Annotated in this window: 14 protein-coding genes; 3 read left to right on the plus strand and 11 right to left on the minus strand. The window is 64.2% G+C overall.

Translation table 11 applies throughout. The features are described 5' to 3' along the window. Window positions 1-11 precede the first annotated feature (11 nt). The 6 genes from EI291_RS10240 to EI291_RS10265 form a co-directional block, all read right to left on the minus strand. Window positions 12-434 (minus strand): endonuclease domain-containing protein, encoded by a 423-nt coding sequence (locus EI291_RS10240; RefSeq protein WP_125419720.1) that lies wholly within the window; start codon window positions 432-434, stop codon window positions 12-14. Window positions 435-626: 192 nt separating this feature from the next. Next, a complete protein-coding gene (locus tag EI291_RS10245; RefSeq protein ID WP_240635482.1) occupies window positions 627-2,795 on the minus strand; it encodes a flotillin family protein in 2,169 nt (722 codons plus the stop codon). 158 nt (window positions 2,796-2,953) lie between these two features. Beyond that, window positions 2,954-3,613 carry a hypothetical protein gene (locus tag EI291_RS10250; RefSeq protein ID WP_125419721.1) on the minus strand — a complete coding sequence of 220 codons (660 nt, stop codon included), beginning with the start codon at window positions 3,611-3,613 and terminating at the stop codon, window positions 2,954-2,956. A 43-nt stretch (window positions 3,614-3,656) separates the two neighbouring features. Next, window positions 3,657-3,893 (minus strand): hypothetical protein, encoded by a 237-nt coding sequence (locus EI291_RS10255; protein WP_125419722.1) that lies wholly within the window; start codon window positions 3,891-3,893, stop codon window positions 3,657-3,659. Between the two features lie 48 nt (window positions 3,894-3,941). Further along, a complete protein-coding gene (locus EI291_RS10260) occupies window positions 3,942-4,646 on the minus strand; it encodes a PspA/IM30 family protein (protein WP_125419723.1) in 705 nt (234 codons plus the stop codon). A gap of 65 nt (window positions 4,647-4,711) precedes the next feature. Then, entirely contained in the window at window positions 4,712-5,119 is a 408-nt protein-coding gene (locus tag EI291_RS10265) for a YbjN domain-containing protein (protein ID WP_125419724.1), read from the minus strand. A gap of 208 nt (window positions 5,120-5,327) precedes the next feature. Between EI291_RS10265 and EI291_RS10270 the strand changes: the two genes are divergently transcribed. After that, the gene (locus EI291_RS10270) at window positions 5,328-6,128 is read left to right on the plus strand and encodes an XRE family transcriptional regulator (protein WP_125419725.1); all 801 of its coding nucleotides are present in this window, start codon (window positions 5,328-5,330) and stop codon (window positions 6,126-6,128) included. A 3-nt stretch (window positions 6,129-6,131) separates the two neighbouring features. On the opposite strand, the gene EI291_RS10275 is transcribed toward EI291_RS10270, so the two are convergent. After that, window positions 6,132-7,145, minus strand: coding sequence for an SMP-30/gluconolactonase/LRE family protein (locus tag EI291_RS10275; protein WP_125419726.1), 1,014 nt, complete (start codon window positions 7,143-7,145; stop codon window positions 6,132-6,134). Between the two features lie 184 nt (window positions 7,146-7,329). On the opposite strand from EI291_RS10275, the gene EI291_RS10280 reads away from it, so the two are divergent. Both EI291_RS10280 and EI291_RS10285 read left to right on the plus strand, forming a co-directional pair. Next, window positions 7,330-8,379, plus strand: coding sequence for an SMP-30/gluconolactonase/LRE family protein (locus EI291_RS10280; protein WP_240635483.1), 1,050 nt, complete (start codon window positions 7,330-7,332; stop codon window positions 8,377-8,379). A gap of 108 nt (window positions 8,380-8,487) precedes the next feature. Continuing rightward, the gene (locus EI291_RS10285; RefSeq protein WP_125419728.1) at window positions 8,488-10,287 is read left to right on the plus strand and encodes a M61 family metallopeptidase; all 1,800 of its coding nucleotides are present in this window, start codon (window positions 8,488-8,490) and stop codon (window positions 10,285-10,287) included. 93 nt (window positions 10,288-10,380) lie between these two features. Here the strand turns inward: EI291_RS10285 and EI291_RS10290 are convergent, their stop codons facing one another. The 4 genes from EI291_RS10290 to EI291_RS10305 all read right to left on the minus strand — a co-directional run bounded on the left by EI291_RS10290 (window position 10,381) and on the right by EI291_RS10305 (window position 16,701). Further along, window positions 10,381-12,633: a xanthine dehydrogenase family protein molybdopterin-binding subunit gene (locus tag EI291_RS10290; RefSeq protein ID WP_125419729.1), complete on the minus strand. Its 2,253-nt coding sequence runs from the start codon at window positions 12,631-12,633 to the stop codon at window positions 10,381-10,383. Window positions 12,634-12,744: 111 nt separating this feature from the next. Further along, window positions 12,745-13,782, minus strand: a complete 1,038-nt coding sequence (locus tag EI291_RS10295) for an FAD binding domain-containing protein (protein ID WP_125419730.1) — start codon at window positions 13,780-13,782, stop codon at window positions 12,745-12,747. Between the two features lie 10 nt (window positions 13,783-13,792). Then, window positions 13,793-14,842, minus strand: a complete 1,050-nt coding sequence (locus EI291_RS23420) for a 2Fe-2S iron-sulfur cluster-binding protein (protein WP_125419731.1) — start codon at window positions 14,840-14,842, stop codon at window positions 13,793-13,795. A 320-nt stretch (window positions 14,843-15,162) separates the two neighbouring features. Then, window positions 15,163-16,701 carry a SulP family inorganic anion transporter gene (locus tag EI291_RS10305; protein ID WP_125419732.1) on the minus strand — a complete coding sequence of 513 codons (1,539 nt, stop codon included), beginning with the start codon at window positions 16,699-16,701 and terminating at the stop codon, window positions 15,163-15,165. Between the last annotated feature and the right edge of the window lie 61 nt (window positions 16,702-16,762).

The following is a 16,762-nucleotide window of genomic DNA, read 5'->3' on the forward strand; positions in this document are numbered from 1 at the left end:
AAAACTAGAAACTAGTTCCCCTCCTCAGATGAGGAGGGGCTAGGGGTGGTTGATGACGAGTGAACCGTATGCTGAAAAGCAGCTTCAATGGCCGCCAATACACTCTCGATATATTGCATTACCAACTTATTCTCAAACCGCAGCACTTTCAGGCCCAAGCTGCCCAGGTAAGCATCCCGCTCCTGATCCTGCGCCTCACCACTCGCCGTGAAGTGTCCCGCTCCGTCTAGTTCTACCACCAGCTTTTCAGCCGGACAATAGAAATCCACGATGTACGGCCCGATGCCGTGCTGGCGCCGAAACTTGCGACCGGCTAGCTGGCTGCGCTGAAGCGCTTTCCAAAGCAAGGCTTCGGCCGGAGTGAGGTTGCTGCGCAAAGTGCGGCGGGTAGATTTCTGATAGCCTAGGTTGTGAATGTGGTTAGTACCGGTCATAGTGCATAAATGACTAGAGCTAAAATCCAACTCCCCTCCTCAGATGAGGAGGGGTTAGGGGTGGTTGAACACTAGAACGATTATTAAAGCTAGTTTCCAATTGCTGTTCTACGATTGGTCAACCACCCCCAACCCCTCCTCATCTGAGGAGGGGAGCTAGTTTTCTAGCACTAGCTTAAAGGATAGTTGGTGTTACTTCAGCTCCAGCATCCGGGCCGGCTTATCCCCGATGCCCAGCGCCGCGGCTGTACTCGCCAACTGCGTGATGGTGGCGCGGGTGGCGTCGTCGCCGGCCTGGTTCATCATCTTCAGCAGCAGGGCCGACACGCTCAGGTTTTTCATTTCCTCCGAGCTCAGGCCAAACTGGTCCACGAAGCGGCGCAGGTTGGCTTTGAAGTCGCCGCCGCCGTCGGGGCTGAAGAAGGCGTCCTTCACGGTGCCCAGCACTTCGGAGTTATGCACCGCACGGTCAATCATTTTGCCCTTGGTGATGGAGCCGATAATCTGGTCGAAGAACATGGTTTCGCCGCCCACGATGTCGATTTTGGCGGCTTTCAGGGCCTCGCCAATCACCTCGGCCTGCGAGGCGGCAATGTCCTTCTGAATGTTGATCTGGGCAAGCTCCACCGACTTCTCCTTGTCGAGGCGCAGCTTGAATTCCTCGTGGTCTTTGCCCACGCCGTCGAGCTTCTTCATGGCATCGGCCTTGGCTTCGATGCCCTTGGCTTCCACCGCAAACTTCTGCTCCGACACGGCCGCTTCGGCCAGCCCCTTCTTCTGGTCGGCGTCGGCTTTGGCCTGAATGATGTCGGCGTCGGCGAGGCCTTTTTCGCGGTTTACTTTGGCCGCTACCACCCCCAGCTTCTCGTCGGCTTCGGCCTGCGCGGCGGCTTTGGCCTGAATGGCCTGGGCTTCGGCGGTGGCGGTGAGCTGGAGCACGGTGGCCTCGGTTTCGCCTTCCTTCTGGCGGGCGGTGGCTTTGGCCTGCATCACTTGGGCCTCGGCCAGGCCCACGGCCGCAGCCTTGCTGGCCTCAGCCTCGGCCAGGGTGCGGATGGCCTGGGCGCGGAACTCCGACGCGGCCTTCTCGGCTTCGGCGTCGATGAGGGCCTGCTTGGCACGGAACTCGGCGGCCTGCTTCTCCATGTCGGCGTTGCCTACCAGGGCCACCGTGGCGGCCTCGGCCTGCTGCTTGGCGGCCGTAATGGCCACCAGCTTCTCCCGGTCGGCCTGGGCCTGGGCGCGGGTGTCCTTGATGCGCTCCTCCTCTTGCACGGTGGCCTTCTCCACCACCACCCGCTCCCGGATGATGGTCTGGATGTTCTTGCGCTCCTCTTCCAGGGCCTTTTCCTTCTCAATCTGGGCCAGGGCCACAATCCGCTCCCGCTCGTTGGCTTCCAGAGCCTTGGCCTGGGCTACGCGCTCCGTTTCCACGGCGTCGGTGCGCTGCTTGTTGCGCTCGGCCACCAGCACCTGCCGGTCCCGGTTCTGCTCGGCAATGCGGACTTCCTCCTCGGTGGCAATGCGGGCCTTTTCGCCCTTCAGGCGTTCTTCCTGCTGCACTTTCTCGGTTTCGGCCATTTCGCGGGCCTTGATGTTGGCCACTTCGCGCTTCTGCTTTTCCTGGTTTTCAATCAGCTGCTTTTCCAGCTGCAGAATGGTTTCCTGCGCCTCTACGTCCTGCTTCTTGATGGTTTTCTGCTGCTCCCGCTGAATGGAGTTGGCCTGGATTTTCTGCTCCGAGGTGAGGGCAATAATCTTCTTGATGCCTTCGGCGTCGAGAATGTTGTCTTGGTTGAGGGCCGTGAGCGGGGTTTGCTCCAGGTAGTCGATGGCGCAGTCGTCGAGCACGTAGCCGTTGAGGTCGGTGCCGATGATGCGCAGGATTTCCTGCTTGAACTGCTCGCGGGAGTTGTAGAGTTCAATGAAGTCGAAGTGCTTGCCCACCGTTTTGAGGGCTTCCGAAAACTTGGCGTCGAACAGGCTTTCCAGCGCGGCCGGGTCGGAGGCGCGGTGCGCCCCGATGCTCTGGGCCACGTTGATGACATCCTGCTCGGTCTTGTTCACCCGCACGAAGAAGTTCACCTTCACATCGGCCCGCAGGTTGTCTTTGCACACCAGCCCCTCGGAGCCGGCCCGGGCAATGACGATGGTTTTAAGCTTGATGTCCATCACCTCCAACTTGTGCAGAATGGGCACCACAAAGATGCCGCTGAACGACACCTTCGTGTCGCCCAGGCCGGTACGCACCAGGGCTTCACCCTGCACCGCTTTCTGGTACATGCGGGCCACAATGGCAAGAAAGCCCAGAATCAGGATGGCAATGACGACAATCACCACCAGGGAAAGTTGTTCTAACATGGATGTAAGGAGTAGGAGTAGAGGCAAATCGGGAGAGAAGATGGGCGAAGAGAGAAAAGTGCTAAGCAGCCAGAATTTCGAGGATGACTACCAGCAACTCCAGAATGACTTCTAGCAGCCAGTAGCGCGGCGGCCGGCGGCCGGGGGAGGGAGGTAGTTCAGAGGGCGTCATAGGGCTCCACAAGGTAGCAGCGGCGGGCGGCATCGTAGTCGATAATCAGGGCGGTATCGCCTTTTTTCAACTCGGTAGCGGCCGAAGCGGCCCGCACGTTGAGCATGAGCGGGGCGCCGCTGCGCAGCTGCACACTGGCCTGGCCCAGCCGCTCGTGGGTGGCGGGCAGCAGCACGGTACACACCTTGCCCAGCGGCTGCGCGCCCTCGTCGTGGTTGCGCTCCATGGCAGCAAACAGGTGCACGAAGGGCAGCGTGAGCACCTTAGCCAGCAGCAGACTGCCAATGAGCAGGGGCACCAGCAGCCCCAGCCCCAGCAGCCAGGATTCGTTGCCGAGGTAGTAATTGAGCAGAATGCTGCCCACCCACAGCGGCAGGGCCACGAAGCTCAAAAACACCATCAGCGGTACCCGGCCCAGGTTGAAAAACGCCAGCGCGTGGTTGAGCCAGCTCACGCCCGCGTGAGAAGCATCAGTATCCAGGTGCGCGTGGTGCGGGGCATCGAAGTCGTGGCTGGTCTGGATGTCCAGGGTCTTGAAATCAAGCAGGCCCAAGATAACGGTCAGCCAGTACAACAGCACGAACACCAGCAGGCCCGTGGCCAGCAGGTTGGGTGGCGAAACCGCGGCGTGTAGAAGTTCGGTCATAGGCCGGAAGGGAGCATGGGTGGCCAAAAATCACTCAGTTGACTTATCGGCCCTGGGCAGGTGTAGCCGTTGGCAGGGACGGTTGAAGCTGCTGTTCCAGCTCGGCGTTGCGCCGCTCCAGCCGCTTGCTGTACCGCTGGTATGCCACCACGATGAGCACCCAGCCAAAGGGCATAATGGGTGTCAGCCCCTGCAAATCGTAGTGCTGCACCCGGGCCACAACGCTACAGAGCAACAGGGCAAAACCCAGGTATAAGGGGCGTTTTTCGTGGGTATTCATGGTATTCGATAGAGAATAATGTTGCCAGAGAATAGCTGGGAGAGGCGGTTAGCTCAGTCCCAGCCGGGCCTTGAGGGCCTGCAAATCAGCCGAAGCCTGGCCGCTGCCGTCCTGGCCCAGGGCCTTGTCGATTTCCTGGTCGATGGTGCGGCTTTCCTGGGCAATCTGCCCGTACGATTCGGCCAAGGCTTCCTCGGCGGCCACTTTCTCCTTCATGCGCTCCAGCAGGGCCACCGTGCCCGACGAATCCAGCTGGGCCAGCTGCTGGTTGATGGTTTTGGTGGCCGTGCTCACCGTCACGCGGGCTTTCAGCGTCTTCAGCTCATTATCCCACTGCGAAATGGTGCTTTTGAGCTGCTGCACGTTCTGGTCGAGCTGCTGGGCCGAGGCTTCAAACGTCTGCTGATCCTGCGCGGCGCGGGCGGCCTGAGCTTCGTGCTGGGTTTTCTTCAGCAGCGCCTCGGTGGCCAGCCGGTCGGCTTCGGCCGTAGCCAGCTCTTGCCGGTGGGCTTTCTGGAGCAGCAGCACGGCTTTGTTTTCGTATTCCAGCGCCCGGCCCCGCTCCGTTTCGGCTTCGTTGCGGCTCCGGATGGCCTGGGCCTTCACCTCGGCCAGCGCGTGCAGGGCCTTGTCCAAGTCCTGGCGCAGGTCGCGCAGGCCCTGCTCGGTCATTTTGATTGGGTCTTCGAGCTGATTGACGGCCGAATGGGCTTCCGCCTGACCGATTTTGAAGATGCGGTTGAAGAGATTCATGGCAGTTGAAGCGTGATGATGAAAAATCGGAGAATGCCCGGGCACCAACCGTAGCGGCTGGCCCGTCAGCTCAGGGAGCCTTTCGAAAACGCAATCAGCTCGTCGCTGAATTCGCTCAGCAGCAAAGCCAGGGAGTTGAACACGGCCTCCAGCTCGGGCCGGTCAAGGTGCTCCAGCTGCAGCGTATCGCGGAAAATCACCCGGCGGCCCGTGTCATCCAGCACGAAGGCCCCGTGAATGATGTCCCGGTTTTTCTGCAGCAGGCGCTGGTAGATGTCGCAATTGGGGGCGGGCAGCTCCAGCAGATACTGCTCCAGAATCAGCAGCGGCTCGCCGCATCCCAGCACCAGATGGTCGATGCCCAGCTCCGGCTTGCTCACCACCAGCAGGTTGGTGGCCTCGTCCTGGTGCTGAATCTCAAATTCCAGCTCCAGCAGGTAGGTCTGAACTTTGGCGAAGTAGGGGTTGCTCATCGGGCAGGGAGAATATGGCGGGTAGAGGGAGGCCGGAAGGTACGCAGGCGGGCGGCCCAAACGGCGGCGGAAGCAGAAGAATCCGCTGGTGGCTCAAAAAAATAGCGAGTGGTTGGAACCCGTCACCGGTATTGTGGTAGCTTTACGCTGCAAGTGTACTCAAAGTTTGAGATGTGCTCAAACTTTGAGCGAATATTTTTTTCTGCCCATGTCGTTCGTTGGAAAGAACATCCGGAAGATAAGAACCGTCAAGAAGCTGAGTCAGGCGGCTTTTGCGGAGCTGTTTGGGTTGGCCCGACCCAGTGTGGGGGCCTACGAGGAAGGCCGGTCGGAGCCCAAAATGGAAACGCTGATTCAGATTGCTCAGCATTTTGGCTTGTCGGTAGACTTGCTACTGACAAAAGAACTGACGGTGAACGAGCTCTACCACTTCGATATTTTTCGGCAGGAACCGACTACCGAAGTACCCGCCACCCCGGCCGCTGCTGCCGCTGCTGCCGCCGCCGACCGCCTGGCCCAGCTCACGCCCTTCGTGCCCGCCGACCGCCTGCTCGAGTACATCGTGCAGCACCACAACACCGCTTTCATCGACGCGCTGCCGCCGCTCACGTTTCCGCACGAGCTGGGCCCCACCACCCGCGCCTTCGAGATTGTGGGGGCCGAAATGCAGCACCAGCAGCAGGGCCTGCGCCACCAGGATGTGGTATTGTGCTGCCGCGTTGATCGGGCGGCGGGCGGCAGCCTGCGCCCTGGCCGCATTTACGCGTTCCTCACGCAGCGGGGCCTGCTGGTGCGCCGGCTGGCCGAGCGGCTGTCGGCCACGGTGCTCAAACTACGCGCCGACAACCCCGACTACGGGGCCCAGGAATTCGCCCTCGACCAGGCCCTGGAAATCTGGGAAGTGAAGGCCGTATTTACCACCCACCTGCGGCCCCCGTCGCGCATCGAGGACCGGGTGACGCGGCTGGAGCGGCAGGTGGAGGAGCTGCTGGCCCGCCTGGGCGAGTGAGGCTTACCGGCCGCCGGTGGTGCCCTGCACCAGCGTTTTCACGCGGCATACCAGCGAGCCGGCCGTGAAGTAGAGGGTGCGCCCATCGTCGCCCCACGCGCAGTTGGATACGACCTCGCCCACGTCGATGGTGCCCAGGTGCTGGCCCTGGGGCGAAATGACCACCACGCCGCCGTGGCCCGAAGCCCACACGTTGCCGGCGCGGTCCAGCTTCAGGCCGTCGGGTACTTCCTTGGGCCGGCGGGGGAGGGGCCGCATATCGAAAAACACCTGGCCAGCGCCCAGCTTGCCGTTGCCGCGCACCGGGTACGCCATCAGTACGGGCCGCAGCGAATCAGACTGCGAGACGAACAGCTGGCGGCCATCAGCCGACAGGGCCAGGCCGTTGGGCAGCGTCAGGTCGGTGATTTCCGGGCTGACGCGGCCATCGGGGCGGCGGCGGTACACGTAGTTGCCGGGCTGCTCGCGCAAAGGGCTCTGGGCCTGCTGGGGCAGGCCAAAGGGTGGATCGGAGAAGTATATGCTGCCGCTGGGATGCGCTACCACGTCGTTGGGGCTGTTGTAGCGGCGACCCGCGAAGGCATCGGTGAGGGTGCGCTTGCCGCCGGGCTGGCCGAGGGGCAGCAGGGCCACGCGCCGGTCGCCGTGCTCGGCCAGCAGCAGGTTACCCTGCGCATCCAGCGCCAGGCCGTTGGTGCCGGGCTCTTTGCCGTAGGGCATCCGGCCGCTAAAACCGCTGCTTTCCAGGAATTTGCTGAGCCCATTGCGCTCCGACCAGCGGTAAATCGTGCGGGTGGGCGAATCGGAAAACAGCAGCATGGTGCTATCGGGCACCCACAGTGGACCTTCGGCGTGGCTCAGGCCCGAGGCCACCACTTCGATGGGCGTGCCGGGGGCAATGAGCTGGTTAAAGGCTGGCACCTGCGCTACTACGCGGCCGATGGTGGTGAAGCGCGGGGCCTGCGCCGGAGCCAGCAGGGGCAGCAGCAGGGCGGCGGTAAGCACGGAGAAACGCATAAGCGGGGAGGAGAAAATGGGCGGAGTCTGTCTGGGGTGTACCGAGGGGCGGGCTTGGGGGTTATGCCGCTGGGGCCAACTTCCGGCGGAAGGGCCGCGTACGAACGACTTGCCGCCGGCTTCCATCCCCGCGCCGTTTGCCATGCCCTTCGCCCGTGTACTGCTGCTGCCTCTCGCTTTGCTTATGACTGCATCCGCCGCTTCCGCCCAATCCGTACGGCCGCTTTCCACCCTGGAGCCGGTGGCCGAGTTTGGCCGCCACCAGCCCATCGGGGTGGCCGTGTCGCAGCAGAACCGCATTTTCGTCACCTTCCCCAAGAAGCCGAAAGATTACGATTTCGGGCTGGCGGAAATCGTGGACGGGCAGCGCCGGCCCTTCCCCGATGCCCTGTGGAACCAGTGGGATTCCACGAAAGCCGCCAGCCGCTGGGTAAACGTGCAGGCTTTATTCGTGGACCGCAACGACCACCTGTGGGTACTGGACCCCGCCAACCCCGACGACGAAGCGCCCCTGAAGGAAGGCGTGAAGCTGGTGCATATCAACCTGGCGACTAATAAAGTTGAGCGGATTTACCGGTTCGAGGACCTGCCCCGGGAACGGTCGGGCCTCAACGACGTGCGCGTGGATACCGAGCAGCAGGTCGCCTACCTCTCCGACCCCAAGCTGGCGGCGCTGGTGGTGCTGGATTTGCGCACCGGCCGCAGCCGGTTGGTGCTGCAGGGCCATAAGTCGGTGCTGGCCGCCCCGGGCTTCGTGCTGCGGATTGATGGCAAGGAAGTGAAGGATAAGAACGGCAAGCCCTTCAGCAGCAACGTGAACGGCATTGCCCTCACCCACGATTTCCGCTACCTCTACTACCGCGCCATCAACCAGACCAAGCTCTACCGCATTGCCACCGAAGCCCTGCGCGACGCCAGCCTCAGCCCGGCCCAGGTGGCCGCACAGGTGGAGGAAATAGGAGAGGTGGGCATCTCGCACGGTATGCTGGCCGATGCCGCCGGCAACGTGTACCTCACCGACTCGCCGGGCCACGCCGTGCGCCGCGTAACGCCCGCCGGCCGCCTGGAAACCGTGGTGCAGGATGCGCGCCTGCTCTGGCCCGATTCGTTTGGCCTCGGCCCGGGCGGCTACCTCTACCTCACCGCCGCCCAGATTGAGCGCACGCCCAAGTGGAACAACGGCCAGGACCGGGTGGAGTACCCATTCCGCCTGTTCCGGATGAAGCTGCCGTAGCCGCTTCTTAAAATCGGGTAATCTTTGCGGGCTGCGCGGCCCGGTTTCAACGCAACGGTTGGGGCCGGGCCGCGTCTGTTAGCGCACTTTTCACCCGTTACATCCTGCATGAACCCGATTTTCCGTTCGGCTGCTTTGGCCGCTTTGCTGGGCCTGGCCGCGCCGGCCCTGGCTAAAGGCCCCAAGGAGCTGACCTACACCGTGAGCATGGACCCGGCCACCAACAGCAACGCCTTTCAGGTGAAGCTGGAGCTGCCCAAACTCAAGAAAGACCAGGCCATCTACCAGTTTGCGGCCACCGCACCCGGCACCTACCAGGTGATGGACATGGGCCGCTTCGTGAGCAACTTCCAGGCCTTCGATGAGAAAGGCAAGCCGCTGGAAGTAAAGCAGCTGAACACCAACCAGTGGCAGCTCAGCCAGCCCGATAAAACCCGCAAAATCCGCTACACCATTGCCGAAACCTGGGACACCCCGGTAAAGGAGCACAACATATACCGCATGTGCGGCTCCTCGCTGGAACTGGACCACGCCCTGCTCAACGGCCAGACACTGCTGGGCTACCCCCAGGGCCTGCAGGCCGCCCCGCTGCGCCTGAAGCTGCAGTATCCCAGCGGCTGGAAGGCCGGCTCGGTGCTGCAGGCCGATAAGGACGGCTACTACCACCTGAAAAGCTACGATCACGCCGTGGATTCGCCCATTCTGCTGGGCCGCCTCACCGAGGCCAGCACCAAGCTGGGCAATGCCGATGTGGCCTTGTACTGCTACTCGGCCACCGATAAGGTGCAGGCCGAGCCGCTGCTGGGCTATATGCAGAAGATGCTGACGGCCGCCCAGAGTTTCTTCGGGGGCCAGCTGCCGGTGAACCGCTACGCCTTCCTCTACCACTTCGCCGACCGCTCGGCCGGGGCCTGGGAACACTCCTACAGCTCCGAGTACGTGCTGCCCGAGCAGCCGCTCACGCCTGAGTCGGCGCAGGGGGTGGTGGATATTGCGGCCCACGAGTTTTTCCACGTGATGACGCCGCTCAACATCCACTCCGAGGTGATTGAGCAGTTCAACTTCGTGCAGCCCACCGGCTCCGAGCATCTGTGGCTCTACGAAGGCACTACCGAATGGGCCTCGCACATGATGCAGCTGCGCGGCGGCCTGGTGCCCCTGGACGACTACCTGAGCATGCTGCACGATAAAGTGCAGTACGACCGGACCCGCGCCGATACCACCTACAGCCTCAGTCGTCTGGGCCTGAACTCGTTTTCGGATGAGGGCCAGCGCCAGTACGGCAACATCTACCAGCGCGGGGCCCTCACGGCCGGTCTGCTCGATTTGCGCCTGCTGGAGCTGAGCGGCGGCAAACGCGGCCTGCGCGACGTGCTGCTGCAGCTGGCCAAGCAGTACGGCCCCAACAAGCCCTTCAGCGAGAAAACCTTCTTCGAAGACTTCACCAAGCTGACGTACCCCGAAATCGGCGACTTCTTCAAGCGCTACGTGCAGAATGCCGAGCCGCTGCCCCTGGCCGAGTACTACGCCAAAGTAGGCGTGAGCTATCAGCCCATTCAGCGCACCGGCAAGCAGATTGCCTCGCTGGGTGCCATCGGGCTGGCCCCGCGCGAAGCGGGCGTGTACTTCACCCGCGTAGGCGGCCCCCTGGCCGAGGCCGGCGTGCAGGTGGGCGACCAGCTAGTGGCCGTGGACGGCGTGCGTAACGACTACGCCGGCCTGCGCCGCGCCGCCAGCCGCGCCCCTGGCTCCGAGCTGCCCCTCACCATCGTCCGCAACGGCCAGGAGCAAACCCTGCGCGTGAAGCTGGGCAGCACCGAGGAAGTGAAGCGCTACGTGTTCAGTCAGAACCCCAGCGCCACGCCGGCCCAGCTGGCTTTGCGCGAGGCGTGGATGAAAAACCTGTAGGGTTTTCCGCACACCCAAGGCTGGTAAAAAGCCCGCCCCGGTTCTCTCAAGATGGAGAGCCGGGGCGGGCTTTTTGCTGCGGGTGGTGCAGGGCTACCCCTGCACAATTTTATCGGGGGTGAGGGGCAGGGAGCGGAAGCGGCGGCCGGTGGCGTGGTACACGGCGTTGGTGATGGCCGCCGGCGTGCCCACGCAGCCGATTTCGCCGATGCCCCGCGCCCCCAGCTCACTGATGTGCGGGTCGGGAATATTCAGCCATTCCACCTGGATATCGGGGGTATCGGCCATGCTGGGCACGTGGTAGTCGGCCAGGTTGCGCACCACGGCGCGGCCGCTGCGCGGGTCGTACTGGGTTTCTTCCATGAGGGCCGCGCCCAGGCCCATGGCTACGCCCCCGATAATCTGGGAGTGGGCGGTGCGGGGGTTCATCAGGCGGCCCACGTCCAGCACGGCGCACAGCTTATCCACCCGCACGGTACCCGTCAGCTCGTCTACCCGCACCTTCACAAATATGGCCCCGAACGAATAGAACGAGTAGTTCTCCCGCTCCTCGCCGGGCTTGGCCTCACCGCTGGCTTCCAAAGAAGGCAGCTTGGCCCGGCGCAGAATGGTACCGTAGTCCTCGGCCTGAGCGGGATTGGCCTTGCGCACCAGCCGGCCGTCGCGGGCCTCCAGGTCGTCGGCCGTTGCCCCGTACAGCGGCGACTTCGCATCCCGGATAGCCAGCTGCTTGAGGGCGGCCAGCACGTTGCGGCAGGCAGCCAGGGAAGCCGGCCCGATGGTGGCCGTGGTGGCCGAGCCGCCGCTGGTGGGGGCCGCCGGCAGAGCCGAGTCGCCCAGCTCGAAGCGTACTTGCTCCACCGGCAGCCCCAGCCCGTCGGCGCTGATCTGGCGGAAGATGGTGTAGGCCCCATTGCCCATTTCGTGGGTGGCGCTTTGCACCAAAGCGCGGCCGTCGGCAAACAACGTGGCTTTGGCCGCGGCGGGGCGGCGGGCGGCGGGGTACATGGTGGTGGCCATGCCGTAGCCGATGAGGCTGTTGCCCTCGCGCATGGAGCGGGGCTTGGGGTTGCGCTTGCTCCAGCCAATGAGCTCCTGGCCGCGGGCGTAGCACTCACGCAGGTGCTTGCTGCTCCAGGGCTTACCAGTTTCGGGGTTTTTCTCGGCGTAGTTGCGCAAGCGCAGCTCCACGGGGTCCAAGTTCAGCTCGGCGGCCAGCTCATCCATGGCGCACTCCAGGGCCCAGCCGCCCACGGTTTCGCCGGGGCCGCGCATGGGGCAGGGGGAAGGCAGGTGCAGGTGGTGGAGCTGGTGGGCAAAGCCCAGGTTCGGCACCGCGTACATCATGCGCGAAACCCGGGCGCAGGGCTCCGTGTAGCCGCTCGACTGGGAAGAATGCGTTTGGGTATCGTGTTGCAGGGCCGTGAGCCGGCCGTCGGGGGCGGCCCCGAGGCTGAGCGTCTGGCGGGTGGCGGCGCGCTGGCCGGCCACGGCAAACATGTCCTGTCGCCGCCACTCTATCTTCACCGGCCGCTTCACTACCCGGGCCGCCATGGCCGTGAGCAGGGGCGGGGCAAACATCCAGCCCTTGGAGCCGAACGCACCGCCAATGAACGGGCAGATGATGTACACGTTGTCCTTGGGCAGGCTCAGCGAGCTGGATACCACTTCCTGCAGGTTTTCCACGCCGCGGGTGGTGTCGTAGAGGGTCAGAAACTCGGCCCCGTTGCGAGTTTCCCAGCGGGCAATGCTGGCCAGCTGCTCGATGGGGTTGTGGTGGGTAATGCCCGATTCATACACCCGCGTGAGCTTGACCGGGGCGGCGGCCAGGGCCGTTTTCGGGTCGCCCACGGTTACCTGCAGCTTTTCGTCCTGGTTGCCGGTGAAGGTTTCGGGCAGGGTGCGGCGGGTGGAGGCTTCCAAAGTCAGCTCGGGCGGGCGCACGTCGTAGGTCACGCGCACCAGGCTGGCGGCGTGGCGGGCCCGTTCCAGCGTATCGGCCACCACCACGGCCAGGGGCTGACCGGCGTACTCCACGGTGGCGTTCTGCAACGGCTGGCGGGTTTCCGTGATGCCGCCCTCGCCCCGGAACAACGAGCCGTTCACCTTCTCGGGCATGGGCTGGAGGCGGGGCGCGTTTTCGTGGGTGAGCACGGCCAGCACGCCGGGCGCCCGCAAAGCCGCCGCGCTGTCGATGGCGCGCACGGAGCCGTGGGCCACGTTGCTGCTCACGATGGCACCGTAGGCGAGGCCTGGCACGTCCCACTCGGCGCTGAAGCGCGCCGCCCCCATTACTTTCAGCCGCCCATCAACTCGTTCAAGCGGTTTGCCGGTTGCTTCTACCATTTTATTAAGCTGTTAGCTACTAGCGGTTGGCTGTTAGCTTTTTGTCGGTGTGAATTTTCTTCTTAGAGCGGGAAGCCAACAGCCAATAGCCATCAGCTAACAGCTAAATGTTTACTCGCCGCTTACCCCGCCCACGCTGGCGGCGAAGGCGGTGCCGGCGGGGCCCTGCAAGGGCTGCAAGCCGCTGGTTTCCAGCAGTGCCCGCTCCATCAGGTTGCGGCCCATCGGGATTTTGTAGGCGTTGTGCTCCAGCGGCTTGGCATCCGCAAAAGCCGCTTCGGCGGCGGCGCGGAACAGCTTCTCGGAGGGCTTCTTGCCGGCCAGCAGGGCCTCGGCCGCCGGCACCCGCCAGGGCTTGTGGGCCACGCCGCCCAGCGCCACCCGCGCCCGCCGAATCTTCTGGCCCTCCATTTCCAGCGCAACCGCGCACGATACCAGCGCAAAGGCGTAGCTGGCCCGCTCACGCACCTTCAGGTAATGGGAGCGACCGGTAAAGGCAGGCAAATCAATGCTGGTAATCAGCTCGCCGTGGGCCAGGGTGGTATCCTGTTGGGGCGTGTCGCCGGGCAGGCGGTGCAGGTCGGGGAAGGCAATGGTGCGTGGGCCGTTGGGGCCGGTTACCTGCACCTGGGCATCGAGGGCGGCCAGGGCCACGGCCAGGTCGCTGGGGTGGGTAGCCACGCAGCTATTCGAGGCCCCGAACAGGGCGTGCACTTTGTTGATGCCTTGGAGCGCCGCGCAGCCCGAGCCCGGTTCCCGCTTGTTGCAGGCCTGGGCCGGGTCGCGGAAGTAAGGGCAGCGGGTGCGCTGCAATGGGTTGCCGCCCAGGCTGGCCATGTTCCGGATTTGGGTGGAAGCTCCCGCCAGCAAAGCCTCGCTCACGGCTGGGTAGCGGGCCGCCACCTCGGGGTGCAGCGCCGCCGCCGTGTTCGAGACGCCCGCGCCCAGCCGCAGCCCGCCGTTCAGCGCGCTGATGGTGGTGAGGGGCAGCGCCGTCACGTCCACCAGCAGGCTGGGGCGCAGCACATCTTCCTTCATTAAATCGAGCTGGGAGGTGCCGCCGGCCACAAAGGCCGCCCCGGGAGCCGGGGCCACGGCCGCTACGGCCTGGGCGGGCGTGGTGGCCCGTTGGTAGGTGAATGGGTGCATGGGAGGGCGGCTAAGCGGTTTGGATTTCCTGAATGGCGGCAATGATGTTGGGGTAGGCCGCGCACCGGCATAGGTTGCCGCTCATTGCCTCCCGGATTTCCGCGGCCGAGCGGCGCTGTTTGTCCTGCACCAGCGCCGTGGCGGCCATAATCTGGCCCGGCGTGCAGTAGCCGCACTGAAAGGCGTCGTGCTTCACGAAGGCGGCCTGCATGGGGTGCAGCGTCTCGCCCTGGGCCAGCCCTTCGATGGTGGTTATTTTCCGGCCCTCGCTCATCACCGCCAGCGTGAGGCAGGACAAGGCGCTGTGCCCGTCCAGATGCACCGTGCAGGCGCCGCACTGGCCATGGTCGCAGCCCTTTTTGGTGCCGGTCAGGTGCAGGTTTTCGCGCAGCGCATCCAGTAACACCACGCGGGGCTCCACTTCCAGGCGGTGCGCTTCGCCGTTGATGGTGAGGGTGACGGGCACGGTAGCGGCTTCGGGAGCAGGCATAGGCGGCTGGGTTTCGGTGGGTGAAACTGGCCCGGCAGCCTCCGCCGCGCCCACCAGCAACAGCAGCGCCGCAGTAGCCAGCGTCGCCGTTACAAAGGTGCGGCGCGACAAGCCGCCGCCGGCCGGTGCCAGGGCGGCCCCGGCAGCCGCTTCCCCGGCAGCCGCACACGGGGCGGGGGCGTCGGGGCGTAGTGCCTCCAGGGCGGCCAGCACCTGTCCCGTCCGCAGCTCATGCCCGGGGCGGATGGTGGTCTGCCAGCGGAGCCGGCCCTGCTCGTCCAGCAGCAGCAGGGCCCGCTGGCCCGCCACGCCAAACTGCGCCGCCACCGGCCCGTGGCAGCTCAGGGAGTGCCAGCAGGAAACCACCGCCTCGGGCGCGGAGCTGCCGGCATCGAATGCGCCCAGCAGCTGGGTGAAAATGGTGCTCTGGTGGGCGTGGGCCGGGTTCCATTCCTCGGGGGCGAAGGCCAGCAGCACGGGTTGACCGCGCAGCTCGTGCAGATATCGGCCATTGGGGAGCAGACAATCGGGGGCTGGCTCGCCAAGCGGGAGTCTTGGTTCGTCGGACATACTACAGGTCAGGTTCAGACCCGCATACGCGAAACAGCCCGGAATGTGGGGGCTCCGCGCCACCCGGGCCCGGCCGGCGGCGGAACCGGGCACCGCGCACGGTGGGTAGCAAGTCGCCATCAGTAGGCCCAAAAATGCCGTTGCAGCGTTGGAAACCGATTTTCAGAAGCCGGCTGCCATCTGCCTGCCGCTACCGGCCGCGGCATAATTCTGCACGAATGGGTGGGGCGCGTGGAAGCTAACAGGTAGCTGCCGCTAAAACGCACCGCCCCGGCTGCCAAGGCAACCGGGGCGGTGGACATGTAACGTGGCGGTACAGACTAGCCCTGCGGGGTAGCCACTATGTACTCGGGGTCTTCTTGAATGTTGACTTCAACGAGCGCCCCGGCATTGGCGAGTAGGCGGCGGCAATCGGGGCTGAGGTGGCGCAGGCGCAGGGTTTTGCCGGCCCGCTGGTACCGCTCCGTGAGCTTGTGCAACGCATCAATACCCGACATATCGGCCACCCGACTTTCCCGGAAATCAATCACCACCTCAGTTGGGTCAGTGACGGGGTCGAACTTCTCCGTAAAAGCCTGCACCGAGCCAAAAAACAGCGGGCCATACAGCTCGTAGTGCTTCACGCCGTCGGCATCCAGGTGCTTGCGGGCCCGGATGCGCTGGGCATTCTCCCAGGCGAAAGCCAAAGCCGACACCACCACGCCCAGCAGCACCGCCAGCGCCAGGTTCTGCGACACGGCCGTAACCAGCGTCACCAGGGCCATTACGGCCACATCGGTGCGGGGCATGCGGCGCAGGATGCGCAGGCTGGCCCACTCAAACGTGCTAATCACCACCGTAAACATCACGCCCACCAGCGCCGCCAGCGGCAGCCGCTCAATAACGGAGGACCCCGCCACCACAAACAGCGCCAGCGCCAGGGCCGCCACCACCCCCGACAAGCGCCCGCGCCCCCGCGACTCCAGGTTCACCATCGTCTGCCCAATCATGGCGCAGCCGCCCATGCCGCCGGTCAGGCCCGAGGCCACGTTGGCCAGGCCCTGGGCCACGCAGTCCTGGTTGCTGCGGCCGCGGGTATCGGTAATTTCATCCACTACCGTCAGGGTCAGCAGGCTTTCGGTGAGGCCCACCAGGGCCATAATCACGGAGTAGGGCAGCACCAGGACCAACGTATCCCAGGTGAAGGGAATCTGGGGCCAGTGCGGCAGGGGCAGCCCCCCGGCAATGGAGGCAATGTCGCCCACCGATTTGGTATCGAGCCCGCCCAGAATAACCACACCCGACACCACGGCAATGGCCACCAGCGAAGCCGGTACGGCCTTAGTGAGGCGGGGCAGCAGGTACACAATGGCCATAGTCAGGGCCACCAGCCCGAGCATCAGTAGGAGCGGGGTGCCACTAAGCCACTGCTCCTCGCCGCCCGCGCCGGGCACTTTGAACTGCTCCAGCTGGGCCATAAAGATGATAATGGCCAGCCCGTTGACGAAGCCAAACACCACCGGCTGTGGCACCAGCCGGATAAACTTGCCCCAGCGCAGCAACCCCACGCCCATCTGAATCAGCCCCATCAGGGCCACAGCGGCAAACAGGTACTCGGGGCCGTGCTGCTCCACCAGGGCCACAATCACCACCGCCACCGAGCCGGCTGCCCCGGAAATCATGCCGGGCCGGCCGCCAAATACGCTGGTGAGCAAACAGATAACGAAGGCCGAACCAATGCCCACCAGCGGGCTGATATGGGCCAGCAAGGCAAAAGCTACTACTTCGGGCACTAAGGCCAGGGCGGTAGTCAGCCCGGCCAGCACTTCATTCTTCGCGTTAACGCGGTACTGGGAAAAATAGGCAGAAAGGATACTCATCAAACACGCTGAAAATTGGCAAAAGAAAAGCCGCACGCTTCGGGCGGGAAGCGGCGGCAAG

This window comes from Hymenobacter rigui (genome assembly GCF_003944715.1).
GTDB lineage: Bacteria > Bacteroidota > Bacteroidia > Cytophagales > Hymenobacteraceae > Hymenobacter > Hymenobacter rigui.